This window comes from Mycobacterium sp. NGS67 (assembly GCF_059812185.1).
Genome location: NZ_JCALCF010000015.1, coordinates 1 through 24,204 on the forward strand (window position 1 = coordinate 1; position 24,204 = coordinate 24,204).

Sequence of the window (24,204 nt, forward strand, 5' to 3'; positions counted from 1 at the left end):
CGCAGATAGTCGCCCACCACCGCCGCACCCAGCCCGTCCAGATCCGGCACCACCACCCGGCCCTCCACACGACGGGCGACCTGGTCGATGAACCGCGCCAGACCAGGGTCGCTGCCTAGCCGGAAGATCGTGACTTGCGCACCGAGCCTGGACATCTCATCGAATCCGCGCACCGTGTGCGCGATGGTCCGGGGATGCGGCGGGTAATCAAAAAACACAGCAGAACCCCTCCCGTCGCCGTCGAAATCCTCCAGGTGCGCGGTCGGTTCCCCGTCGGTCACCACCAGCAGCACGGGTTGCGCATTGGGGTGCCGACGCAGGTGACGGCCGGCCAGCGCGAGCGCGTGATGCAGGTTGGTGCCTTGCTCGTAGACACCTTCCAAACCCGTCAGTTCCGCGGCGCTGACCGTCCGGGCGTAGCGGCCGAAAGCGATGATCTGCAACGCATCCGAGCGGAACCGGGTGCACACCAGATGGTTGAGCGCCAGCGCCGTGCGCTTCATCGGCAGCCACCGGTTCTCCATCACCATCGAGAACGAGGTGTCCACCAGCAGTGCGACCGCGGCCTGGGTGCGGGTTTCGGTCTCCGAGACCTCCACGTCGTCGACGCTGATGCGCAGTCCCCCGTCGAGCGTCGAGGTGCCGGCTTGCCGAAGGACGGCGTTCGTCAGCGTCCGGGAAATGTTCCACGGCTCGGTGTCGCCGAACTGCCAGGGCCGTGTCGCGCCGGTCAGTTCGCCGGCCGCGCCCGCCCGACGGGTCTCCCGATCACCGTGACGACCCGAAAGTTGTTGCGCCACATCACGTAGCGCGGTCTCGCCCAATCGGCGCATGGCCTTCGGGGACAGCCGCCATTGACCATCGGAGCCGCGGTCCAGGAAGCCCTGGTTGACTAGGGCACGCTCGAGTTCGGCCAGTGTCCGGGCGTCGACGGCGGCCTCGTCTCCGAGCTGGCGGGCGAGTGCGTCGAGGTCGACGTCGTCCATCGTGGCCCCTGGGTACGCCTGCGAGAGCTGTTCGGCCAGCTGCTCCAGCTCGGCGATGTCGGCCAGAGCCTGGGTTCCCTCGCCCATGCCGAACGGATTGTCGCCGGAGAACTGCTCCTGCCCGGTCCAGTCCTCACCGGGTCGCGCCGCCTGTAGATGCGAGTCGAGCCGACTCAACGCCTGCATCAAAGACGGTGACCCGAATGCCTGCTGCGCCAACGCATCCAGCTCATCACGCTGCTCCTGGGACAGGCTGTTGCGAAACCGCTGCGCCGCGGCGGCCCGCTTGGCCAGCGAATCGAGCAGCTCTTCGACATTGCTCGGGTTCTCCGGGAAGAACTCGCCGTGCTTGTCCATGAAATCTTGAAAGTCCTGCTGGGTGTCCTCGCCTCTGGCGTGCTTGTCCAACAGGTCATTCAGGTCGTCGAGCATCTGGCTGACGCGCTGACGGTCCTCGTCGGTGGCGCCCTGCAGCGCTTCTTTCATCCCGGCGAAGCGTTGGTCGAGCATCTCCCGGCCCAGCAGATCCTTGATCTGCTCGTATTTCTGACGGGCCTCGCCGCTGCGCCAGTCGTATTCGGAGAGCTCCTGCACGGCCTTGGCCGGCGACGGCGGCAGCGCCTCCAGCTGCAACTCGGAGAAGCGGGCGTCGTCGTCGAGGGCACGCGCCAGTTCCTTGCGTTCGGCGAGCACCGCCTCGTCGAGCAGCTTCTTTATTTCCTGCAACGTGCCGTCTAAATTGTTGCGCCGCAACAGGTCCCGTCGTTTGCGGTTGGCCTCGGCGGCCAGCCGGTCGGCCCCACGCATGTTCTCGGTGCCGCGCCGCAGCAACTCCGATAACGCGCGGCGCGGCGAAGTGCCGGCCATGACGTCCTGCCCGATCGCCTCGAGCGCCTCCCGCAGATCCACCGGCGGGGCCAGCGGGTCGGGACCGCCGGTGTACGCCGAGTAACGCGATGAGTGCCCGCTACGAGCCATAGACCGTCTGCCCTTCACCGGACACCTTGTCGACCCGCTTCGCCAGGTACAGCGCCTCGAGAGCCAACTCCAGTGCCGCGGCCCGCTCCCCTTCGGACTCGGCGCCCAGTTTGGTCGCGATCTTGTCCACCACCGGCAGGCCGGGAACCGCGGCCAGCACGTCCTTGGCCGATACCCGCTCGCCCGTCGTCACCGCCGAGCCTCCCTCGACGGCCGCGACCAAAGTGCCGACGTCGATGCCGCCCAGCACCCGAGACGCGGTGTCGGCCGTCGAGCGGCGCAGCAGGTGCTCCAGCACGGCCTGCTCGCGGCCCTCTTCGCCGGATTCGAATTCCAGCTTGCCGCGCAGCACGTCGATGATGGTGCCCAGATCGACCACGCGGGCGACCGGATCGGTCTCCCCCAGAATCGCCCCGCGGTGCCGTGCTGCCGCCGCGACCGTCTCGGCCGCCGCGATGGCGAATCGCGCCGAGACGCCCGAACGCTGGTCGACCGAGCTGGACTCGCGCAGGTAGCGGGCGAACCGCGCGATCACCTGCAGCAGGTAGTCGGGCACCTCTGCGCTCAAGTGCGCCTCCTGGGCGATGACCCCGATCTCGGCACTGAGCTCCAGCGGATAGTGGGTGCGGATCTCGGCGCCGAACCGGTCCTTGAGCGGGGTGATGATGCGGCCGCGGTTGGTGTAGTCCTCGGGGTTGGCGCTGGCCACCACCAGGACGTCGAGCGGCAGCCGCAGCGTGTAGCCGCGGACCTGGATGTCGCGCTCTTCCATCACGTTGAGCATCGAGACCTGGATGCGTTCGGCGAGGTCGGGCAGTTCGTTGACCGCGACGATGCCGCGGTGTGCCCGCGGGATCAGCCCGTAGGCGATGGTTTCGGGATCCCCGAGGCTGCGGCCCTCGGCCACCTTGATCGGATCAATGTCTCCGACCAGGTCAGCGACGCTGGTGTCCGGGGTGGCCAGCTTCTCGGTGTAACGCTCACTGCGGTGCTTCCAGGCGATGGGCAGGTCTTCACCGGACTGCGCGGCCCGCTTGATCGACTCGGGGGTGATGGGGCTGTAGGGATGTTCGCCGAGCTCTGCGCCGGCGATCACCGGCGTCCACTCGTCGAGAAGTCCGGTGAGCGCCCGCAGCAGCCGGGTCTTGCCCTGGCCGCGTTCACCCAGCAGGACGAAGTCGTGTCCGGCGATCAGTGCCCGCTCCAACTGGGGGATCACGGTGTCGTCAAAACCTAGGATCCCCGGCCACACGTCGTCGCCGTCGGCCAAAGCGGTCAGTAGATTTTCCCGGATTTCCTGCCGGACGCCGCGCTCACGATGGCCGGAGGCACGCAGCTCGCCAACGGTACGGGGCAGATTGCTCGGTGAAGTCACCTCTCCACGCTACGACCCTGCCTTGGGTTGTGCCGACGAGAGTGACTTTCCCGACGCACTCTGCGGCGTGTCGGTCGTGGATTTCACTCTCGGCGGACGGAGCTAGTGCGCGAAGTGCCTGGCCCCGGTGAGGTACAACGTGATCCCTGCCTTGGTGGCCGCCGCCGTCACTTCGTCGTCGCGCACCGAGCCACCGGGGTGCACGATGGCCTTGACTCCCGCGGCCGTCAGCGTCTCCAGCCCGTCCGGGAACGGGAAGAACGCATCCGATGCGCCGACCGCTCCCCTGACCCGCTGGTCGCCGCGTGCATTGCCTCGTTCGACGGCCAGCCGGGCGGCGTCGACGCGGTTGACCTGACCCATGCCGACACCGACGGTGGCACCGTCGGCGACGATCACGATCGCGTTGGACTTGACGGCGCGGCAGGCGCGCCAGGCGAAGACCAGGTCGGTGAGGGTGGCGGGGTCGGCGGGTTCTCCGGTGGCCAGGGTCCAGTTGTTCGGATCGTCACCCGCGGCGTCGAGCTGGTCGCGTTGCTGGATCAGCAAACCGCCGCTGATCGCGCGCAGTTCGTGGCCGCCGGCCATCGGTTCGGAGGCCAGCAGCACCCGGATGTTCTTCTTGCGCGTCAGCACCTCCAGGGCCCCCGGCGCGTAGGCCGGCGCGACGACCACTTCAGTGAAGATGGTGCTGACGTACTCGGCCATCTCGACAGTGACCTCGGTGTTGGCTGCGATCACTCCGCCGAAAGCGCTCAGCGGGTCACATTCGTGGGCCTTGCGGTGCGCGTCGGCGACGGAGACATCGGAGATGGCGATGCCGCACGGATTGGCGTGCTTGATGATTGCCACGCAGGTCTGTTGGTGGTCGAACGCCGCGCGCCAGGCGGCGTCGGCGTCGGTGAAGTTGTTGTAGGACATCTCTTTTCCGTGCAGCTGCTCGGCCTGCGCCAGACCGGGCCAGGCCGCCGGGTCGGTGTACAGGGCGGCCTGCTGGTGCGGATTCTCGCCGTAGCGCAACGTCGCTGCGCGACGCCAGTTGCGGGCGACGAAGTGCGGGAATTCCTGCGCGGGTTCCTCGGGGGCCAGGGTGGACTGCATCCAGGTGGCGACCGCGATGTCGTACTCGGCGGTGTGCTGAAACGCCAACGAGGCCAGCTTCTTTCGTTCGGCAAGCGTGAATCCGCCGTTGCGCACCGCGGCGAGCACGCCGTCGTAGCCGCGCGGGTCGGTGACCACGGCGACGCTGGGATGGTTCTTGGCAGCGGCGCGCACCATGGACGGCCCGCCGATGTCGATCTGCTCGACGCAGTCGTCGACGCCCGCGCCGGAGTCGACGGTCTGGCTGAACGGATAGAGGTTGACCACCACGAGTTCGAACGCCTTGATGCCGAGTTCGGCCAGGGCGGTTTGGTGTTCGGGCTTGCGCATATCGGCCAGCAGTCCGGCGTGCACGCGCGGATGCAAGGTCTTGACTCGCCCGTCGAGCACCTCCGGGAAGCCGGTCAGTTCCTCGACGCGGGTGACCGGAATCGCTTTGTCGGCAATGGTCTTGGCGGTCGATCCGGTCGAGACGATCTCGACCCCGGCGGCGGCGAGCCCCTGGGCGAGGTCGATCAATCCGGACTTGTCGTAGACGCTGATCAATGCCCTACGAATCGGCTTCTTGTCGGTGCTCATCGTGTGCTCATCCTATGGCCGCCTTCCGTCCCGTCACCGTTACGCCTCGGGTGGCCATCGCGGCCACTACATCCACCAGCAGTTGTCGCTCCACGACTTTGATGCGTTCGTGCAGGCTTTCTTCGTCGTCGCCGTCGAACACCTCGACGGGGTGCTGCGCCAGGATCGGACCGGTGTCCACGCCGGCATCCACCAGGTGCACCGTACAGCCGGTGACTTTCACACCGTAGGCCAGCGCTTCGGCCACGCCGTGGGCACCGGGGAAGGCCGGCAGCAACGCCGGGTGAGTGTTGATCGTGCGGCCAGAGAATCGTGAAAGGAATTGCGGGCCAAGGATTCTCATGAATCCGGCGGAGACGATGAGGTCGGGCTCGTGTGCGGCGGTGGCTTCGGTGATCGCGGCGTCCCAGGCGTCGCGGCTGGGATGGTCGCCGACCCGCACGGCATAGGCCGGTATCGCGGCCTCGGCGGCGATCTGGGTAGCCCGGCAGTCGCGGTCCACGCCGACGGCCACCACCCGCGCCGGGTACTGGCCCGTCGCCGCCTTGAGCATCGCGTCGAGCAGCGAACCGGTGCCCGATGCCAGCACTACAAGCCGCGCCGGTGCACTGGGAGGTACACGCAGGGGTTCCGGCACGAGGCGAGCCTAGTCGGGCGACAATGCCGCCCGCGCGGCAGCGTGGGGGGAGGAGGAGCCCGACAAATCCGGCAGCTGCGGGCGACGATGCCGCCCGCGCGGCAGCGTGGGCGGACGAGAAGCGCTCAACGCCCGCGCGGCAGCGTGGGGGAGCGCTCAACTCTCGCGCGGCAACTCCTGCACTTCGTCCTCATCTCGGTCGACGGGCGCGTCCTCGTCCTCGACGACCTCGTCCTGCTCGAGATCCTCGTCCTGCTCGAGATCCTCGTCGTATGCCCCCAACACGGTTTCCTCTTCCGCGTCGGGTTTCGGGCGAGGTCGTCGGGGACGCCGTCGGATCCCCCCGGCCATCACCACGGTCAGCGCGCCGACCCCGGCGAACCAGAAGAGTGTGCCGAGGAACAGCGTGCTCAGCTCCACCCCCACGTCACCAAAGTTGCCCAATTTGCCGCCACCGGCGTAGCCGAGCAACGTCATAGCCGAAGCTCCGACGACGGCGGCCACCACTAGTTTGGCGAAGGCGGCAACCGCCGGCAGCGGTCGCCGCGCGCACTGCTGGCCCACCGCCACGCCGGATGCCGCTCCGATGATCAGCAGCGCGACCCATACCGGACCGAGCCGGGGAGTGGGTACGGCGGCCAGGATAGGAAGTGCCGGCACGTCGCCGCCGAACACCGTGAACGAGCTGAACGTCGCGAAGCCGATGTGCGCGCTGGACCCTACCGCGATCGCCGAGGCGCCGACGATGACGTTGGGCGCGTACAGCAGCGACAGCGCGGTGAGGTTGAACTGACCCCAGATGGAGTCGGTGATGGAGAACAGGTCCTGCATGGTCGCCCAATGGACGACCAGCGATCCCGTCGTCGCCATCCCCGACAACCCCAGCAACGCCACCACACCGGCGAAGGCCGCGCGCAACGAATCGCCCAGCCAATTGGGCAACGGGGATGCACCCAACGCCCGTCGTCCCACCTGGGACCACACGCCGATCGCAGCCCCGATCGCGTGCACCACCAGCACGCTGGTGAACGCCCGCAACGCACTGGGCGTCTGCAGTTCGGTCAGCACCGAGGACGCGTCGTGGATGACCGCCAGCGCGATCGCCGTCATCAGCAGCGGGCCGCCCAGGGCCGAGGCGACGACCCAGCGCACCACCAGCCACGACGAATACGGCGAAGTCGCCCGCGCGGTGGTCCGTGCGGTACCCCAGACCATCAACATCGCCGGCAGCAGCGGCATGACGCCCAACTCGCGGCCGGCGATCGAGATCGGCACCTGGTGCACGCCGAGCCACATGCTGGCTATGGCGCCGAGTGCGCCGGTCATGTCGCTGTTGGCGATCAACAGTTCCAGCAGCGTGACCGCGGCGATCACGACGAGCGCTACCACGGCCGGGGCGAAAGCGACCCGGACGAGGTCGCGCGCCTGACGGGCCCCCGCTACCCGGTTGTCCTCGTTTCGTGCCGACACCCGTGTCACTCTTGGCGCGCGGGACCGACTAGGCGCGACAGCGCACGGTTAGACCGGAGCCGAACCAGGCGACGATTGCTGATCCTGGCCGTACGACTGTTGTCCACCGGATTGGTTGCCGTAGTTGACCGGCGCCGACCCAGCCTGCGAACCCGAGCCGGCGCTGACCGGCGGGGGCGGGCTGAAGCTGGGGAATCCGGTGGGCGGAGTGTGGCTCGCCGGCGGCTGATGCTGCGGCTGGGAGACGACCTGTGTCGGCTGCGCAGGGAATCCGCCGGATTGGGGATTCGGGCTCGACGAGTAGTTGCCGAACTGCTGCGAGCCGTACCCGGGCGGCTGCTGCGCCTGAACCGGGTTGGGCGCGGACTGCTGTGCACCTGGCTGACCGTAGTACCCGCCGGGCTGCCCGCCGTATTGACCGTATTGACCGTACTGGCCGTACCCGCTGAACGGGTCGTACTTGGGGCGCGGCGTCGGGGCGGTGATGACTCCGGCATCGAGCAGCAACGCTCCGACGGCCGCGACCGCTTGAAACACGATCAGCACCAGAACAATCCACAGCGCCCAGCCGGCCGAAGACGAGTCGGGTTTGTTGAAGATGGCGAAGATGATCAGCAGCACGCCGAGTACCGAGAGCACCCCCGAGGTCGTCACGTAGCCGGCGACCTTGGGGAGCAGACTAACCCCGGCCAGTAGTGCGGCCAGGACGGCTGCGGTGATCGCCGCCACCGCCGCGACGTTGTAGGACACTTCGCCACCGGAACTACCGGGTTCTGAGCCATGGGGGAACATCGGCCCGAAGCTGAAGAAGTAGGCCAACAGACCTAGGGCCACCACCGCGAGTGCCAAGTACTGCCCGAGCTTGCTTTCGTGGGGGGCTGCGGGGTCGGCTTGGGCGGGTGTGGCGGCCGGCGTGCCGCCGCTGTACGAACCGGCCTGTTGCGCGGGTTGATAGCCGGGACTACCGGGCGAAAAGGTCATGGACTCCTCCTGTTGCTTCCGGTGCCGGGGCGGCGCCACTGCCACGCTGCTGTTTGCGACGCCATCGACCAACCACGCTAGCGCACGTTGGATGGCAAATGCCCTTGGCCGCTGACCAGCGCGCCCGTCCACTTACCGGTGCGGACGGGGGCCGCCCGCGGGCAAAAGTAGAACACGTTCTAAATTGGGGCATGGACTACGGCCTCGTTCTGTTCACCAGCGACCGCGGTATTGCCCCGGCGGCAGCCGCCAAACTTGCCGACGATCACGGGTTTCGCACGTTCTACGTGCCAGAACACACTCACATTCCGATCAAGCGCGAAGCTGCCCACCCGACCACGGGTGACGAGACCCTGCCCGACGACCGCTACATGCGCACGCTGGATCCGTGGGTGAGCTTGGGGGCGGCGTCCGCGGTAACGTCGCGGGTCCGCTTGTCCACCGCGGTGGCGCTGCCGGTCGAACATGACCCGATCACGCTGGCCAAAAGCATTGCCACGCTGGACCACTTGTCGGGGGGACGGGTGAGCCTCGGCGTCGGTTTCGGCTGGAACACCGACGAGCTGGCCGACCACAACGTACCGCCCGGCCGCCGTCGCACCATGTTGCGCGAATACCTGGAGGCGATGCGCGCCCTGTGGACTCAGGAGGAGGCCGAATACGACGGCGAGTTCGTGAAGTTCGGGCCGAGCTGGGCCTGGCCCAAGCCGGTGCAGGCGCACATTCCGGTGCTGGTGGGCGCCGCCGGCAACGAGAAGAACTTCAAATGGATCGCGCGCAGTGCGGACGGTTGGATCACCACGCCGCGCGACTTCGACATCGACGAGCCGGTGAAATTGCTGCAGGACACCTGGGCCGCGGCCGGCCGGGACGGCGCCCCGCAGATCGTGGCGCTGGACTTCAAGCCGGATGCGGAGAAGCTGGCGCGCTGGGCCGAACTCGGCGTCACCGAGGTGCTGTTCGGAATGCCCGACAGCGATGAGGACAAGGTCGCCGCGTATGTGGAGCGGTTGGCCGGCAAGCTCGCCTCGTTCGTCTGATGCCGAGCAGACGCAAAAGCCCCCATTTCGTGCCGAAATGAGGGGCTTTTGCGTCTGCTCGCCCTAGAGAGTGCCTGCTCGGGCTAGAGGGTGCAGCGGTTGCCGTAGTCGAACGACCGCACCTGGACCTGTTGCCCCAGCGGGTCGCCGTCAATCAACAGGGAGATCAACTCGTCGTCCTCGGTGGTCGCCAGGAAGCGGCTGTCGTCTTCAAGGCGCCCGATGATGATCCCGGTCGGACGCCCGTTGTCGCGACGCACGGTGTAGGTCTCGACGGTGCCGCGGCCGTCGGCGTTCTCGGTGACCGCCACGGTGGGCCGTCCGGCGATCTCGGCCTGCAACTGCGCACTGCGGTCCGGTCGCCACGGTCCGGGCGACGTCGAGTACACCCCGACCGAGTACTTGCTCTGGATGCCGCCGTTGGCACCGACGAGGCCGAACTGCCCTGGCGCGCTTCGCATCCGGGCTACCGTCTCGGCGACGCCATGCGTCGAGTAGTTGTTGCCGGCGCCGCCGAAGAACGGCAGCCCGCCGGTCAGCGTCAGACCGCGCGGGTCGTCGCGAGCCACGCCCATTCCGTCGCAGAAGTTGAACACCGGCACCGGGAAGCAGCTGTACAGATCGAAGGTGGCGACGTCGTCGACACCGATCCCGGCCACATCCAGCGCCTCCCGTGCCGCCATGACCGCCGCTGGATAACGACCCAACTCCGGTCGCTCCAGTAGCGCCTGCTCTTCCAAGTCGGCATGCCCGCGCAGATACACCCACTTGTCTTCGGGAACACCAAGCCGCCGGGCCGTCCCCACCGACATCAACAAGACCGCCGCACCCTGGTTCACCTGATCGCGGGCGACCAGCAGCCGCGGATACGGCTCGGCGATCATCCGGTTGCTGTCGGTGACGGTGATCAGTTCCTCGACAGTGCGCTCCACCGGCGCGGCCGCGTAGGGATTACCGGCGGCGACCTTGCTGAACGGCGCAAACAACTCGGCCATCCGGCGCAGGTATTCGGCCGGCCCCAGCCCGGTCGTCGCCCGTCGGGCGTTCTCCATCAGCGCATACTGAGTCGGCGCGTCCACCAGACCGTGGATGACGGTGTAGCGGGAAATCAGTTTCTCGATGCCGGCTCCGCGATCCTCCAGGTCACCCTCGACCGTCTCGCTGAAGTCGGGCTTCTCGTCGGCCTTGGCGAAGTGGCGCAGGGTCGAGGTCGCATCCGAGCCGAACATCAACGCCACCTCGGAACGACCGGCGGCGATCTCCCCGGCCAGCTCGGTGATCAGATGCTGCGGGCCTTGCCCACCGACGATCTCCAGGATCGCGCGGCGAGGCTCGGCACCGATGCGCTTGGCCACCGACCGCGGGTAGTTGTTGGACCGGCCCAACGGGGCGTCGGCCATCGGCCCGGATATCTCGAATTGCCGCAGCGCCGCGATGGTGTCGATCTCGGCTGCCACAGCCGCGGCAGCGCAGTCGTCGAGGGCGGATTGCGCGGCGGCGGCGGCCAACTCGACCGGTGACATGGCCCGGTAACCGGGGTCGTCGATGCGCTCGGCCGCCTGTCCGACGCCGACGACGACGGGCGTCCGCGGATCAATATTCATAGTTCAACTAAATACCCCACCGCGCATCGCCGCTCGGCGGGGGGTACAGAGTGGCCCGGCTCGGTTCCGCGAGCAGACGCAGAATCGCACGTTTCGGGACCGAAACGTGCGATTCTGCGTCTGCTGGCCGGGGAAGCGTTAGAGCGACTGCAGAATTTCTCGCGCCAGCGCCGCCGTCTCCGACGGCGTCTTGCCGACCTTCACACCGGCCGCCTCCAGCGCTTCCTTCTTGGCAGCCGCCGTGCCCGACGAGCCGGACACGATCGCACCCGCGTGGCCCATGGTCTTGCCTTCGGGCGCGGTGAATCCCGCGACATAGCCGACGACCGGCTTGGTCACGTTGGCCTTGATGAAGTCGGCCGCCCGCTCCTCGGCGTCACCACCGATCTCGCCGATCATCACGATCAGCTTGGTGTCGGGGTCCTTCTCGAACGCCTCGATAGCGTCGATGTGCGTGGTGCCGATCACCGGGTCACCGCCGATGCCGATCGAGGTGGTGAACCCGAAATCGCGCAGCTCATACATCATCTGGTAGGTCAGGGTGCCCGACTTCGACACCAACCCGACCGGACCGGGCCCGGTGATGTTGGCCGGGGTGATGCCGACCAGCGACTGTCCGGGGCTGATGATGCCCGGGCAGTTCGGTCCGATGATGCGGGTCTTCTTGCCCTTTTCGACGTTATAGGCCCACGCATACGCGCTGTCCTGCACCGGGATTCCCTCGGTGATGACCACCAGCAGCGGGATCTCGGCGTCGATGGCCTCGATCATCGCGTCCTTGGCGAACTTCGGCGGCACGAAGATGATCGAGACGTCCGCGCCGGTCTTCTCGATCGCCTCGACGACGGTGCCGAACACCGGCAGCTCGATGTCCTTGTCGTCGGCGTCCTTGTGCGAAACCGTGGTGCCGGCCTTGCGGGCGTTGACGCCGCCGACGATCTGGGTGCCGGCCTTGAGCATCCGTGCGGTGTGCGTGGTGGCCTCGGCCCCGGTGATGCCCTGGACGATGACCTTGTTTTCGGAGGTCAGGAAAATAGCCATTGGGTTATCTCTCTTTGTCAGGCGTTCGCGAGCTGGGCGGCTTTATCGGCACCGGCGTCCATCGTCTCGGCCTGGATGACCAGCGGATGGTTGGCTTCGGCCAGGATGCGGCGGCCTTCCTCGACGTTGTTGCCGTCCAACCGCACCACCAGCGGCTTGTTGGCCTCGTCGCCGAGGATTTCCAGCGCCTTGACGATCCCGGTGGCGACCGCGTCGCACGCGGTGATGCCGCCGAAGACGTTGACGAACACGCTCTTGACTTCCGGGTCGCCCAGGATCACGTCCAGTCCGGCCGCCATCACCTCGGCCGAGGCGCCGCCGCCGATGTCCAGGAAGTTGGCCGGCTTGACGCCGCCGTGCTTCTCCCCGGCGTAGGCGACGACGTCCAGGGTCGACATCACCAGCCCGGCGCCGTTGCCGATGATCCCGACCTCACCGCTGAGCTTGACGTAGTTGAGGTCGTGTTCCTTGGCCTTGAGTTCCAGCGGGTCGGTGGCTGCGCGGTCCTCGAATTCGGCGTGGCCGGGCTGACGGAAGTCGGCGTTGGCATCCAGCGTCACCTTGCCGTCCAGCGCCAGGATCTTGTCGTCCGGCGTACGCACCAGCGGGTTGACCTCGACCAACGTCGCATCCTCGCCGACGAACACCCCCCACAACTTCTCGATCGTGACGGCGGCGGCGTCGAGCACCTCGGCGGGCAGGTGACCCTGCTCGGCGATGGAGCGCGCGAAGTCCCGATCGACGCCCTTGACCGCGTCCACCGCAACCTTGGCGAGCCGGTCGGGTTTGGTCGCGGCGACCTCTTCGATCTCCATGCCACCCTCGACCGAGCACATCGCCAGGTAGCTGCGGTTCGCCCGGTCCAGCAGGAAGGACAGGTAGTACTCCTCGGCGATGTCGCTGGCCTCGGCGACCAGCAGTTTCTTCACGATGTGGCCCTTGATGTCCAGGCCCAGGATGTTCTTGGCGTGCTCGTAGGCCTCCTCCGGGTTGGCTGCGTACTTCACGCCGCCGGCCTTGCCGCGTCCCCCGGTCTTGACCTGTGCCTTGACCATGACGGGCTTGCCGACTTCCTCGGCGATGGCACGCGCACCTTCGGCGGTGTCGGTCACGCGGCCCTGCGTACCGGGCACTCCGTGCTTGAGGAACAATTCCTTGGCTTGATACTCGAACAGATCCATGGGCGTCACTGCCTTTGCTCGGCTTAGTTACTAGTCCAGTGGGGCGGCGTCCCGTTTCGGTACCTCGCCCCGAGGAACTGTATCGGCACCCGAATTGCACTTTGCCGCCGCATCCACCGCTGTGGCGCAGGTCACCGAACCTCGATCTGGCTCAAACCGTGATACAAGTCACAAAATCAGCCAGTTTCCATACCGAGGTTGCCACCCTCACCCGTTTGCGGATACCGTCTCAGGGTCCAGATAACGTTATGGTTACGAACCGAGGACATTCCAGCTTTGTCCCAGCACCGAATCGCCCGCTCTGCCAGCGCAGTAGCAGTCCGAGCACCCCGGGACCGGTGGCTGCATCATCACCGCAACGAAGTCACCGAGATCATCCCGTTAGATGGCTTTGATGAACTCGACGACATGGAACTCGCCGATCTCGACGACCTCGACTTCGGGGATTCCGAGTTCGACATCGACGAGCAGCTGCTGCAGGCCCCCGAACTCGACGACCTGAACGACACCGACGATCTGACCCCGCTGTGGCTGGCCGCGCCGGCCACCGAGGTGCTCACCCGGGTAGTCGTCGAACCCAAGGCCGTCGAGGTCACCGATGTCATCCCGGTGCCCCGCCGAGGGGGAAGTCACCGCAAGCAGCCGACCACCGCCGCCAAGGGGCGTCTGCTGATCGGCGCAATGGCCGCCGGCGCGGCCGCCGCTGCGACACACACCGCGCTCAACCAGTCCGACACACCCAAGATCGAGACGGTGCTGACCGCCAACGCGTCGACGATGTCCGGTGGGTCCCCCGGCGCCAACGCGCCGCGAGGAGCGCAGGTCATCGGCGCCCAACCGGGCAACGTCACGGTCCACAACGAAGAATTCGCCCGCGGCGTGGCCTTCGCGCAGGAGCGCGCGCAGCGCGAGGCGCGGTTGCAGCAGCCGCTGTACGTCATGCCGACCAAGGGAATCTTCACGTCGAACTTCGGCTACCGCTGGGGTGTGCTGCACGCCGGCATCGACCTCGCCAATTCGATCGGCACCCCGATCTACGCGGTGTCCGACGGCGTGGTCATCGATGCCGGGCCGACCGCCGGCTACGGCATGTGGGTCAAGCTGCAGCACGCCGACGGCACCGTCACGCTGTACGGCCACGTCAACACCACGCTGGTCAGCGTCGGGGAGCGAGTGATGGCCGGCGACCAGATCGCGACGATGGGAAACCGGGGCTTTTCCACTGGACCCCATCTGCACTTCGAGGTTCTCCTCGGCGGCTCGGAGCGGATCGACCCGGTGCCGTGGCTGGCCAAGCGCGGATTGTCCGTCGGCAACTACGCCGGCTGACCGGTGACCGAGCCGAACGATCCGGCTACGCCCGAGACCCCCGAGTCTTCCGACGAACCACGAACGCGGATCATCCGGCGCGCACCGACCGGCCCGCTTCCGTCGATACCGGCTTCGGCGCAGACCACGCAGATAATCCGGCGCGCACCATCCTCAGATGCGGCGCGTGCCAACGTGTTTCCGGCCCTGCCCCGGGTACTGGCCGCTGAGCCGTCACCCCGGACGGCCGTGGCAGCCAGCGCCGTCAGCATCGTCAGCGGCTGGGCCACGTCTGTCGTCGCTACCGAACTGATCGCCGGCTGGTGGCGGTCCGACCGGTTGTTCTGCGTCGCGGTCGGCTTCCTGGCCCTGGTCTTCGCGATCACCACCGTGTCCGGGGTGATCATGCTGCTGCTACGCCGTCCGGTGGGCCGTTATCTCGTGGTGGCCGGGGCGGTGGTCGCGCTGCTGACCTATCTCGGTGTGTTCATCGCGGGCGCAAAGGTGGCTGGGCTGGTGCATCTGCTGCCGCTGTTGCCGGTCGCGGGCGGGGTGCTGGCGATGCTGCCCCAGACCAGACGCTGGGTGGAGTAGCAGGGCTAAAGCTTGCTGATCGGAGCGTGGTTGTGCATCAGCTTCACCCGCCCGGCACTGCCGAAGTCGATCAGCGACATCGCCGACTCACCCGCACCGGAGACCTCTTCCACGCGGCCCAGCCCATACTTGTCGTGCGTCACCCGATCGCCGGGTTCGAGCACGATCAGCGGCCGCTTACTCGCACCTGATCGGGTCGGGGCGCTTCGTGGGGTCCCGAACCGGCCCGCGCCGCTGACCGGCGCGCTGAACGAAGCCTTGGGCGCGGTGCGCCGCCAGTCGAGGAGCTGCTGTGGAATCTCGCGCAGGAAGCGGGATTCCGGGTTCAGCATCGGCTGTCCCCACGACGAGCGGACGATGGCCCTGCTCACATACAACCGCTGCCGGGCACGGGTGATGCCGACGTAGGCCAGCCGCCGCTCCTCGGAAAGCTCTCTCGGGTCGTCCAGCGCCCGCATGTGCGGGAACATGCCGTCCTCCCAACCGGTCACGAACACCACCGGGAACTCCAGACCCTTGGCGGTGTGCAGCGTCATCAACGTGACCACACCGGAGCCGTGCTCAGGGATCTCGTCGGTGTCGGCCACCAAGGACACGCGCTCGAGGAACGCCGCCAGGGCACCGGTGTCGGGCACGTCCTCGTCGTCGGGGTCGGTCTCGGCTGCCAGCGCCGCCGCGTTCGCCTGATCGATGCTGAATTCGTGTGCGACGCTGACGAGTTCGTTGAGGTTGTCCAGCCTCGCCAATTCCTGCGGGTCGGTTGACGACTCCAGCTCGCGGCGGTAGCCGGTGCGGTCCAGGACCGCTTCGACGAGGTCGCCGAGGTCGTCGTCCAGATGCCCCCGCAACTCGTCGAGGAGTTCGACGAAACCGGCGATGCACTTCTCGGCGCGCGTGTTGAGCATCGGCACCTTGCCCTGCGCCGCGGCCTGCAACGCGTCGGCGAAGCTGCTGCCGGTGTTCTCGGCGTACACCGCCACACACGCCTCGGCGCGGTCGCCGATGCCACGCCTGGGCGTGTTGAGAATGCGCCGCATGCTGACCGCGTCACCCGGGTTGTCCAGCACCCGCAGATAGGCGACGATGTCGCGGATCTCCTTGCGTTCGTAAAAGCGCACTCCCCCAACGACTTTGTACGGAATCCCGGCGCGGATGAAGACCTCTTCCAGCGACCGTGACGAGTTGTTGGTGCGGTAGAAGACCGCGACGTCGTTGTAGGTGATCTCACCGCGGTCGGCGAGCGCGTCGATCTCGTCGGCGACGAACCTGGCCTCGTCGTGTTCGTTGTCGGCGACGTAGCCGACGATCAGTTCGCCCTCGCCGGCGTCGGTCCACAACCGTTTCTCGCGGCGTCCCGAGTTGCACGCGATCACCGAGTTGGCCGCCGACAGGATGTTCTGCGTGGAGCGGTAATTCTGTTCCAGCAGAATGGTTGTCGCGTCCGGGTAGTCGCGTTCGAAGTCCTCGATGTTGCGGATGGTGGCGCCGCGGAACGCATAGATCGACTGGTCGGCGTCGCCGACAACGCACAGTTCACCAGGCGGGACACCGTCCTGGGTGTCGCGGCCCACCAATTCCCGCACCAACACGTACTGCGCGTGGTTGGTGTCCTGGTACTCGTCGACCAGGACGTGCCGGAACCGCCGCCGGTAGTACTGCGCGATCTCGGGAAAGGTCTGGAGCACGTTGACGGTCTCGCCGATCAGGTCGTCGAAATCCAGTGCGTTGGCCGCCCGCAACCGGCGTTGGTATTCCCCGAAGACCGAGGCGACGGTGCGCGCCAGGTCGTCGGACTCGTCGGTCAGATCGGACACCGCCTGCTCCGGGTCGATCAGTTCGTTCTTCAGGTTGGAGATGGCGTTGGCGAGCAACCGGGGCGAGTAGCGCTTGATGTCCAGGCCCATGTCGCGGCCGATCATCTGCAGCAGCCGGCGGGAGTCGTCGGCGTCGTAGATGGAGAAGTTGGAGTTGAGACCTTTGATCAGCGAAGCCTGGTTGCGCAGGATGCGTACGCACGACGAGTGAAAGGTCGACACCCACATGTATCGCGCCCGGTTGCCGACCAGATTGACCACACGTTCGCGCATTTCCGCGGCGGCCTTGTTGGTGAAGGTGATGGCCAGGATCTGACCCACCCCGACGCCCCGCTCGGCGATCAGATAGGCGATGCGCCGGGTCAGCACCGCAGTCTTGCCCGAACCGGCGCCCGCGACGATCAGCAGCGGCGAGCCCTGGTGGACGACAGCCTGGCGCTGTTGCGGATTGAGTCCGTCGAGGAGTTGTTCGGCTTCGGATCTTGCCTCAGTTGCGTGCACACTCATGTCGGTCCAAACTTACCGCCGCCCGCCGACACCTCGCAGAATCAGGCCGCGTATGTCCGTTCGGGCTTGACTCATTCGACAGACCAGGCATTTTTCGTGCATATTTTTGCGCGCGTGTGGCCCTTGGTGGCACACTCGGGTCGTGCTCAACGTGCAGCCCCGATTTTTCTATGGGTACCCCCCAGCGGTGCCCGTGGTCTAGCTGCTATCGCAGAGCCCCGTGGTCCGCTTCCGGATTCGGGGCTCGTCTCTTGTGTGAGGCCCAAACCGGATGAGACCAGAACCCCCACCTCACGAAAATGCGGAGATAGCAAAGATGAACACCGAGACCCTCGATACCCAGCAGCTCGATATCGACCAATTGCGCGAAGAGATCGACCGGCTCGACGCCGAGATCCTCGCGGCCGTGAAGCGGCGCGCCGAAGTGTCCCAAGCGATCGGACGGGCCCGCATGGCGTCCGGAGGCACCCGGCTGGTGCACAACCGCGAAATGAAAGTCATCGAGCGCTACAGCGAGCTGGGTCCCGACGGGAAAGATCTGGCGATGTTGCTTTTGCGTCTGGGCCGGGGACGACTCGGCCACTAAACGGTTACTCCCGCCGTTACATTCGACGAATCGCGCGTTTGCCGGAGTAAATTTCGCCGGAAATGGTCACGGCAATAACGATTGGGTTTTCGCCCGTGCGCCGGCTGATCTTGCTGTCGGTCGTGACCCTGCTTGCCTTGGGCTGCAGCTCGGCGACCTCGTCCGCGTGGTCGAGGCAGGGCCAGCCGATCGAATACCTGATGGTCCCGTCGGCGTCGATGAACCGCCAGATCAAGGTGGAATATCAGGGCGGCGGCATGCACGCGGTCTATTTGCTCGACGGGATGCGGGCCCGTGACGACTTCAACGGCTGGGATATTCATCTGCCGGTGTTCGAATGGTTCACCCAGTCCGGCCTGTCGGTGGTGATGCCGACCGGCGGAACGGCGAGCTTCTATTCCGACTGGTATCGCCCGGCCGTGGGCGGCAACGGAACGCAGACCTACAAGTGGGAAACCTTCCTGACCCAGGAGCTGCCGCTTTGGTTGGCGACGAACAAGGGCGTCAGTCAGACGGGCAACGCGGTGGTGGGTGCGTCGATGAGCGGCTCGGCGGCGCTGATCCTGGCCGCCGACCACCCGCAACATTTCGTCTATGCGGCTTCGATGTCGGGCTTCCTCAACCTGTCCGCCGGGAACTGGCCTGCCCTGCTCAGCGCCGTGCAGTTGGGCGCCGGAGGTTTCCGCTCCGAGGCGATGTGGGGCCCGCCGGGCGACCCGGCCTGGGCCGACCACGACCCCACGGTCAATGCCGCCAAACTCGTCGCCAACAACACCCGGATCTGGATCTATACCGGCAACGGCGACGATCACGATCTGGGCACCAAGCTGGATGCCAGTCTGCTGGAAAGCGCTACCCGCATCAGCAACAAGGTGTTCCAGGCCCGCTACCAACTCAAGGGCGGCCACAACGGGTTGTTCAATTTTCCCGCCAACGGCACGCATACCTGGTCGTACTGGGGTCAACAACTGCAGGCGATGTTGCCCGATCTGCAACAAGTGCTCGGCAGTCCGCATCCACCCTGACTCGTCCCCGATGCCGCATTAGGGTCGAACTATGACCTCCGAGCCATCAGACATCACCGCCACCCCGGCCTGGGACGCCCTGCTCAAGCACCATGATCAGATCGGAGAAACCCACCTACGGCAACTCTTCGACGACGATCCGGACCGCGGCCGCGAACTCACCCTCACCGTCGGCGACCTCTACATCGACTACAGCAAACATCGCATCACCCGCGAGACGGTGCAGCTGCTGGTCGACCTGGCGCGGACGGCGAAGCTGGAAGAGCGCCGCGACGCGATGTTCGCCGGCTCCCGTATCAATACCTCTGAAGACCGCGCCGTGCTGCACACCGCGCTGCGGCTGCCCCGCGATGCCGACCTGATCGTCGAGGACCAGAACGTCGTGAGGGACGTCTACGAGGTGCTCGACGCCATGGGCGATTTCACCGACAAGCTGCGCAGCGGCGACTGGAAAGGCGCCACCGGCGAGCGGATCAAGACCGTGGTCAACATCGGCATCGGGGGCTCGGACCTGGGACCGGTAATGGCCTGTCAGGCGCTGCGTCACTACGCCGACGGGGGCATCGCGGCACGCTTCGTCTCCAACGTAGATCCGGCCGACCTGGTCGCAACATTGGCTGACTTAGACCCTGCCACAACACTTTTCATTGTCGCCTCCAAGACGTTTTCGACATTGGAGACCCTGACCAACGCAACCGCGGCGCGCCGCTGGCTCACCGAGGCGCTCGGCGACGACGCTGTGGCAAGGCATTTCGTCGCCGTGTCCACCAACAAGAAGCTGGTCGACGACTTCGGTATCAACACCGACAACATGTTCGGGTTCTGGGACTGGGTCGGCGGACGCTATTCGGTGGACTCGGCAATCGGACTTTCGGTCATGGCGGTGATCGGCCGAGAAGCGTTCGCGGACTTCCTGTCCGGGTTCCACATCGTCGACGAACACTTCCGGACCGCCCCCCTGCAGTCCAATGCGCCTGCGCTGCTCGGCCTGATCGGCCTGTGGTACTCCAACTTCTTCGGTGCCCAATCCCGCGCGGTGCTGCCCTATTCCAACGATCTGGCCCGGTTCGCGGCCTACCTGCAGCAGCTGACCATGGAGTCCAACGGTAAGTCGACCCGCGCCGACGGTTCCCCCGTCACCACGGATACCGGCGAAATCTATTGGGGCGAGCCGGGAACCAACGGCCAGCACGCCTTTTACCAACTGCTGCACCAGGGCACCCGGCTGGTCCCGGCCGACTTCATCGGGTTCAGTCAACCCCTCGACGACCTGCCGACCGCTGAGGGCGACGGCAGCATGCACGACCTCTTGATGAGCAACTTCTTCGCTCAGACGCAAGTGCTGGCGTTCGGCAAGACCGCCGAGGAGATCGCCGAGGAAGGAACGCCGGACGACGTAGTGCCGCACAAGGTGATGCCCGGCAACCGTCCGTCGACGTCGATCCTGGCAAACCGCCTGACGCCTTCGGCACTCGGCCAGCTGATCGCGCTCTACGAGCACCAGGTGTTCACCGAGGGTGTGGTGTGGGGTATCGACTCGTTCGACCAGTGGGGTGTGGAACTGGGCAAGACGCAGGCCAAGGCCCTGCTGCCGGTGATCACCAGCAACGATGCACCGGAGAAGCAGTCGGACAGCTCGACCGACGCGCTGGTGCGCCGCTACCGCAGCGAACGAGGCCGCGCGTCTTAACTTGCGCGAGCAGACGCAAAAGCACCCATTTCGTACCGAAATGAGGTGCTTTTGCGTCTGCTCGCGGGACTCAGGCGAACCGCTTGGTCATCGGCGGCGGCAACACCCGCATCAGCTGCACCAGCGGCGCCCACGGCCACCGCGGCACCGCGGCGCGGCCGGGTTCGCGTTCGATCGCGTCGACGAGCGCCCGGACGCCGGTTTCGTTGTCCACCATCAGCATTGTGCTGTTGGATTTGGCCGTCATCTCCGACTCGATGTAGCCCGGCTCGATCACGGTGACTTTGATCGGCCCCTTGTGGTACTCCGCGCGCAGCGACTCGCCCAGCGAGGTCAGCCCCGCCTTGCTCGCACAGTAAGCAGCCTTGACACCCGGTACGCCTCTGTTGCCGAGCACCGAGGAGATCAGCACCAGGTGCCCCGAGCCGGAGCCGATGAACATTTCCAGCGCGGTCTCGATCTGCACCAGCGCCGCAACCAGATTGGTCTCCAGCGTCGCCTTGTTCGCCCACACCTTGCCCGACCCCAGCTTCGCGCCCTTGCCGACACCGGCGTTGACGATCACCCGGTCGATGCCACCCAGCTCGTCGCCGAGTTCGGCGAACACCTTCGGGATCTGATCGTGGTCGTTGACGTCCAGCGCCGCCACCGCGATCTTGATCGACGGATGCTGTTGCAACAGTTCGGCTTTGAGTTCTTCCAGCCGGTCGGTGCGGCGGGCGCACAGCGCCAGATCACGGCCTTTGGCGGCGAAAGCCCGGGCCATCCCGGCGCCCAGACCGGAACTGGCCCCGGTAATCAAGATTTTCTGGCGAGTCACCGGGGCAGACTACTTGAGCAGCCTTGACATGCGCCGATCGGCCAGTACTTTGCCGCCGGTCTGGCAGGTCGCGCAGTACTGAAACGATTTGTCCGCGAACGACACTTCGCGCACCGTGTCACCGCAGACCGGACATGGCAACCCGGTACGGGCATGTACCCGCAGCCCGGAGCGCTTCTCACCCTTGAGGGTTGCTGCGCCCTGGCCGACGGATCGGCTCACCGCGTCGGTCAGGACGGAGATCATCGCGTCGTGCAGGACGACGACTTGTTCGTCGCTCAGTTTCGCCGCCGTGGCGAACGGCGAGATGCGCGCGACGTGCAGTATTTCGTCGCTATAGGCGTTGCCGATACCCGCGATGATCTTCTGGTCGGTGATGACGGTCTTGATCCGGCCGGTGTTGCCGGCCAACACGCGGGCCAGGTCCTCGGGCCCCAGTTCGAGCGCGTCCGGCCCCAGGGCGGCGATCTGCGGCACCTGCTCGGGATCGCCGACCAGCCACACGGCCAGACGTTTCTGGGTGCCGGCTTCGGTCAGGTCGAACCCCGGTGCTTCGCCCGGAGTTCCGAGGTGCACACGCAACGCGATCGGACCCTTGCCCGGGCGCAGCGGCGCCGCGGCCAGCTTGTCCGACCACCGCAACCATCCCGCCCGGGACAGGTGGGTGATCAGCCACAAGTCGCCGGCTTGCAGGCCCAGGTACTTGCCCCACCGGGAAGCGCCGACAACGGTCTGGTCGTGCAGCGCATTGATCGGCGGGTCGAAGGTCTTGAGCACCGACAACGCGGCGACGTCGACGCGGCCTACCGGCAAGCCGACGGCGTGCCGGCGCAGATGGTCGACCAGCGCTTCGATCTCGGGGAGTTCGGGCACCCGTCCAGTCTGCCGGTTGTGGCTACGGAGCGTCAGGCCTGTTGACGAGTTCCGTCGACAACGCCGGCCGAGTTTCCGAGATCTGCATTCCCGGCGAAGAAGCTTCCCTCACCGGTAGCCAAGGGGACCTGGCCATTCGCGCCCAACGCCGCGCTGCCCCCGGCGCCACCGTCGCCGAACAGCGCGGTATTCGAACCGAGCGCATGGTCGCCGTACAACCACCCACTGTTGCCGCGCAGCCCGGTGTGACCGTCGTTGTCGACTTGCTCACTGTGACTGCTCGCGGCCGGCGCAGCGCTCGCACCGGTTTGCGCCCCGCCGAGCGCAGGGCCGCCCGCTACCCCGGTCTGACCCGGACCGAAGACCACGGGACCGACTCCACCGAGACCGGCGGCGTTTCCGTCCACTCCGGCAACGGGGCCGTCCACCGCGGCAGCGACGGGGAGCGCAGTCACGGGAGGTGGCGCAGTCGGTGCGCTGACCCCTGTCCCGGCACCGGGGAGGAATCCGCCCGGATTCGAGCTGACGCCACCGGTCCCCGCGGCCCCGTTCGGACTCGCCGCCCCGTGCACCCCTGCACCGGCCGCAGCGGCGTTGGCGCCGGTACCGATCTGGACGTAGGTTCCGCCGTTGGTGGTCAGCAGGACCTGCTCGTCACTGTTGCCCGCAACCGGAGCGGCGGACCCGCCGGCGGGGGCACCCCCGGCCAGCGCTTGAAGTGGCGCACTGATACCCGACGCGGCTTCCTGCATTGTCGCGTTGAGCGCTTCCGCGGAGGCGTACTGGGTCGCACCACCGCTCATCAATTGGACGAACTGCTGGTGGAATAGTGCGGCCTGTTGACTGAGAACCTGATATGCCTGGGCGTGTGAACTGAACAGCGCGGCGATCGCGGCCGAAATGTCGTCGGCTCCCGCAGCCAGCACCGCTTCCGTGGGGGCGGCCGCAGCCGAACTAGCAGCATTGATCGACGAACCGATGCTGGCCAGATCGGTGGCCGCGGCAGCGACCCAATCCGGCGTAGCAAACACAAACGACATTCGACGACCTCTCCCGACTGCGAGCTCGCATTCAGCACGTGTATAGCACGCCAAATGAATGTTAACCCGACGTACGGTGCCGGGAGCACGCGTTCTCGAAATCCCGGTTGCGCAAATCCCAAGCTATGACGGACACGTCCCAAATTGCGGCGCATATGCCGACGAATACGCCCATTGAGCGCCGTCAGCCTTCGCATTCGCCGGACGAGCGCAGCAGATATGTGTCCATGATCCAGCCGTGCTGAGCGCGGGCCTGCGCACGCATTTCGACGATGCGCGCTCCGACCTCCCCGACCGTCCCGGCCACCAACAACTCGTCGGCGGTCCCGAGGTAGGCGCCCCACCAGATCCGCGTGGACGGCGCGCATGCCTGAAAAGAGCAGTCGGCATCGAGCATCACGACGGCCGAGCCGGCGAGACCGTGCGCATCCAACTTCCGTCCGGTGGTGACCAGTACCGGTTCGCCCACGTCATTGAGCGGGATGCGGTGACGCGCGGTCAGTGCCTGAACTGCGGTGATGCCCGGGATGACGTCGTAGCTGATCTCGACCTCGTCCGCGACCCGGTCCAGGATGCGCAGCGTGCTGTCGTAGAGCGACGGGTCGCCCCAGGCCAGAAAGGCTCCGACGCCGTCAGGTTCCAGTTCCGTTTCGATGGCCGTCGCCCAGAGACGGGCGCGGGACGCGTGCCAGTCCGAGACGGCCTGCCGGTAGTCGGTGCCCGAGGCGCGCCGCGGGTCGGGCAACTGGACGAATCGGTATCCGGGCTTGCGGATGAACCGCGCGCAGATCTTCCGGCGCAGCTCGACGAGGTCGCTCTTGGCCTCGCCTTTGTCCATCGCGAAGAACACGTCGGTGTCGTTGAGTGCGTCGATCGCCTGCACGGTCACATAGTCCGGGTCACCAGCACCGATGCCGATGACGTGAATGTGCCGGCTCATAGGGCCTCAACCTAATCGAGAACCTCATCGAGAC

20 protein-coding genes and 1 pseudogene are annotated in these 24,204 nt (G+C 66.6%); 6 read left to right on the forward strand and 15 right to left on the reverse strand.

From position 1 onward, the window contains the following. The 6 genes from AC5Y4D_RS15580 to AC5Y4D_RS15605 form a co-directional block, all read right to left on the reverse strand. A partial coding sequence (locus AC5Y4D_RS15580; RefSeq protein WP_500037574.1) for a VWA domain-containing protein occupies positions 1–1,964 on the reverse strand: 1,964 nt, incomplete at its 3' end. Next, positions 1,954–3,339: a sigma 54-interacting transcriptional regulator gene (locus AC5Y4D_RS15585; RefSeq protein ID WP_499946585.1), complete on the reverse strand. Its 1,386-nt coding sequence runs from the start codon at positions 3,337–3,339 to the stop codon at positions 1,954–1,956. The genes AC5Y4D_RS15580 and AC5Y4D_RS15585, both read right to left, overlap by 11 nt. A gap of 102 nt (positions 3,340–3,441) precedes the next feature. After that, on the reverse strand, positions 3,442–5,019 hold the full coding sequence (gene purH, locus AC5Y4D_RS15590; RefSeq protein WP_499946586.1) for a bifunctional phosphoribosylaminoimidazolecarboxamide formyltransferase/IMP cyclohydrolase: 1,578 nt from the start codon (positions 5,017–5,019) through the stop codon (positions 3,442–3,444). Between the two features lie 7 nt (positions 5,020–5,026). Continuing rightward, complete coding sequence (gene purN, locus AC5Y4D_RS15595; RefSeq protein WP_499946587.1) at positions 5,027–5,656, reverse strand: phosphoribosylglycinamide formyltransferase; 630 nt, start codon at positions 5,654–5,656, stop codon at positions 5,027–5,029. Positions 5,657–5,812: 156 nt separating this feature from the next. After that, positions 5,813–7,135, reverse strand: coding sequence for a cell division protein PerM (locus AC5Y4D_RS15600; RefSeq protein ID WP_499946588.1), 1,323 nt, complete (start codon positions 7,133–7,135; stop codon positions 5,813–5,815). Between the two features lie 39 nt (positions 7,136–7,174). Then, on the reverse strand, positions 7,175–8,107 hold the full coding sequence (locus AC5Y4D_RS15605; RefSeq protein WP_499946589.1) for a DUF5336 domain-containing protein: 933 nt from the start codon (positions 8,105–8,107) through the stop codon (positions 7,175–7,177). Positions 8,108–8,298: 191 nt separating this feature from the next. Between AC5Y4D_RS15605 and AC5Y4D_RS15610 the strand changes: the two genes are divergently transcribed. Continuing rightward, entirely contained in the window at positions 8,299–9,147 is an 849-nt protein-coding gene (locus AC5Y4D_RS15610; RefSeq protein WP_499946590.1) for an LLM class F420-dependent oxidoreductase, read from the forward strand. An 83-nt stretch (positions 9,148–9,230) separates the two neighbouring features. On the opposite strand, the gene AC5Y4D_RS15615 is transcribed toward AC5Y4D_RS15610, so the two are convergent. The 3 genes from AC5Y4D_RS15615 to sucC form a co-directional block, all read right to left on the reverse strand. Then, a complete protein-coding gene (locus AC5Y4D_RS15615; protein WP_499990254.1) occupies positions 9,231–10,751 on the reverse strand; it encodes an acetyl-CoA acetyltransferase in 1,521 nt (506 codons plus the stop codon). A gap of 138 nt (positions 10,752–10,889) precedes the next feature. Continuing rightward, the gene (sucD, locus tag AC5Y4D_RS15620; protein WP_499945421.1) at positions 10,890–11,792 is read right to left on the reverse strand and encodes a succinate--CoA ligase subunit alpha; all 903 of its coding nucleotides are present in this window, start codon (positions 11,790–11,792) and stop codon (positions 10,890–10,892) included. Positions 11,793–11,809: 17 nt separating this feature from the next. Further along, positions 11,810–12,973 carry an ADP-forming succinate--CoA ligase subunit beta gene (gene sucC, locus AC5Y4D_RS15625; protein ID WP_499990253.1) on the reverse strand — a complete coding sequence of 388 codons (1,164 nt, stop codon included), beginning with the start codon at positions 12,971–12,973 and terminating at the stop codon, positions 11,810–11,812. Positions 12,974–13,249: 276 nt separating this feature from the next. On the opposite strand from sucC, the gene AC5Y4D_RS15630 reads away from it, so the two are divergent. Beyond that, positions 13,250–14,302, forward strand: a complete 1,053-nt coding sequence (locus tag AC5Y4D_RS15630) for a M23 family metallopeptidase (protein ID WP_500037575.1) — start codon at positions 13,250–13,252, stop codon at positions 14,300–14,302. Positions 14,303–14,305: 3 nt separating this feature from the next. Further along, positions 14,306–14,875 (forward strand): hypothetical protein, encoded by a 570-nt coding sequence (locus AC5Y4D_RS15635; RefSeq protein WP_499990251.1) that lies wholly within the window; start codon positions 14,306–14,308, stop codon positions 14,873–14,875. 5 nt (positions 14,876–14,880) lie between these two features. Here AC5Y4D_RS15635 and pcrA read toward each other — a convergent pair whose 3' ends face one another. Further along, positions 14,881–17,196 (reverse strand): DNA helicase PcrA, encoded by a 2,316-nt coding sequence (gene pcrA / locus AC5Y4D_RS15640; RefSeq protein ID WP_499990250.1) that lies wholly within the window; start codon positions 17,194–17,196, stop codon positions 14,881–14,883. Between the two features lie 271 nt (positions 17,197–17,467). Here pcrA and AC5Y4D_RS15645 point away from each other — a divergent pair, with 271 nt between their 5' ends. The 3 genes from AC5Y4D_RS15645 to pgi all read left to right on the forward strand — a co-directional run bounded on the left by AC5Y4D_RS15645 (position 17,468) and on the right by pgi (position 20,497). After that, entirely contained in the window at positions 17,468–17,782 is a 315-nt protein-coding gene (locus tag AC5Y4D_RS15645) for a chorismate mutase (protein WP_499990249.1), read from the forward strand. Positions 17,783–17,844: 62 nt separating this feature from the next. Continuing rightward, positions 17,845–18,807, forward strand: a complete 963-nt coding sequence (locus AC5Y4D_RS15650) for an esterase family protein (protein ID WP_499990248.1) — start codon at positions 17,845–17,847, stop codon at positions 18,805–18,807. 31 nt (positions 18,808–18,838) lie between these two features. Next, positions 18,839–20,497 (forward strand): glucose-6-phosphate isomerase, encoded by a 1,659-nt coding sequence (pgi, locus tag AC5Y4D_RS15655; protein WP_499990247.1) that lies wholly within the window; start codon positions 18,839–18,841, stop codon positions 20,495–20,497. 70 nt (positions 20,498–20,567) lie between these two features. Here the strand turns inward: pgi and AC5Y4D_RS15660 are convergent, their stop codons facing one another. The 5 genes and pseudogenes from AC5Y4D_RS15660 to cobF all read right to left on the reverse strand — a co-directional run bounded on the left by AC5Y4D_RS15660 (position 20,568) and on the right by cobF (position 24,170). After that, positions 20,568–21,317, reverse strand: coding sequence for an SDR family oxidoreductase (locus AC5Y4D_RS15660; protein WP_499945428.1), 750 nt, complete (start codon positions 21,315–21,317; stop codon positions 20,568–20,570). Between the two features lie 9 nt (positions 21,318–21,326). Continuing rightward, entirely contained in the window at positions 21,327–21,794 is a 468-nt protein-coding gene (locus tag AC5Y4D_RS15665) for a zinc finger domain-containing protein (RefSeq protein WP_499945557.1), read from the reverse strand. A 153-nt stretch (positions 21,795–21,947) separates the two neighbouring features. After that, positions 21,948–22,190: pseudogene (locus tag AC5Y4D_RS15670) on the reverse strand (DNA-formamidopyrimidine glycosylase family protein); the annotation flags it as partial. A gap of 32 nt (positions 22,191–22,222) precedes the next feature. Beyond that, positions 22,223–23,230, reverse strand: coding sequence for a PE family protein (locus tag AC5Y4D_RS15675; protein ID WP_499990245.1), 1,008 nt, complete (start codon positions 23,228–23,230; stop codon positions 22,223–22,225). A gap of 184 nt (positions 23,231–23,414) precedes the next feature. After that, positions 23,415–24,170, reverse strand: coding sequence for a precorrin-6A synthase (deacetylating) (cobF, locus tag AC5Y4D_RS15680; protein ID WP_499990244.1), 756 nt, complete (start codon positions 24,168–24,170; stop codon positions 23,415–23,417). Positions 24,171–24,204 lie beyond the last annotated feature (34 nt).

Excerpts from the sequence above, each read along its gene's own strand:
- purH (WP_499946586.1), bottom strand. The coding sequence starts at position 5,019 with ATGAGCACCGACAAGAAGCCGATTCGTAGGGCATTGATCAGCGTCTAC.
- AC5Y4D_RS15605 (WP_499946589.1), bottom strand. The coding sequence starts at position 8,107 with ATGACCTTTTCGCCCGGTAGTCCCGGCTATCAACCCGCGCAACAGGCC.
- AC5Y4D_RS15610 (WP_499946590.1), top strand. The coding sequence starts at position 8,299 with ATGGACTACGGCCTCGTTCTGTTCACCAGCGACCGCGGTATTGCCCCG.
- AC5Y4D_RS15615 (WP_499990254.1), bottom strand. The coding sequence starts at position 10,751 with ATGAATATTGATCCGCGGACGCCCGTCGTCGTCGGCGTCGGACAGGCG.
- sucD (WP_499945421.1), bottom strand. The coding sequence starts at position 11,792 with ATGGCTATTTTCCTGACCTCCGAAAACAAGGTCATCGTCCAGGGCATC.
- sucC (WP_499990253.1), bottom strand. The coding sequence starts at position 12,973 with ATGGATCTGTTCGAGTATCAAGCCAAGGAATTGTTCCTCAAGCACGGA.
- pcrA (WP_499990250.1), bottom strand. The coding sequence starts at position 17,196 with ATGAGTGTGCACGCAACTGAGGCAAGATCCGAAGCCGAACAACTCCTC.
- AC5Y4D_RS15645 (WP_499990249.1), top strand. The coding sequence starts at position 17,468 with ATGAGACCAGAACCCCCACCTCACGAAAATGCGGAGATAGCAAAGATG.
- AC5Y4D_RS15650 (WP_499990248.1), top strand. The coding sequence starts at position 17,845 with ATGGTCACGGCAATAACGATTGGGTTTTCGCCCGTGCGCCGGCTGATC.
- pgi (WP_499990247.1), top strand. The coding sequence starts at position 18,839 with ATGACCTCCGAGCCATCAGACATCACCGCCACCCCGGCCTGGGACGCC.
- AC5Y4D_RS15675 (WP_499990245.1), bottom strand. The coding sequence starts at position 23,230 with ATGTCGTTTGTGTTTGCTACGCCGGATTGGGTCGCTGCCGCGGCCACC.
- cobF (WP_499990244.1), bottom strand. The coding sequence starts at position 24,170 with ATGAGCCGGCACATTCACGTCATCGGCATCGGTGCTGGTGACCCGGAC.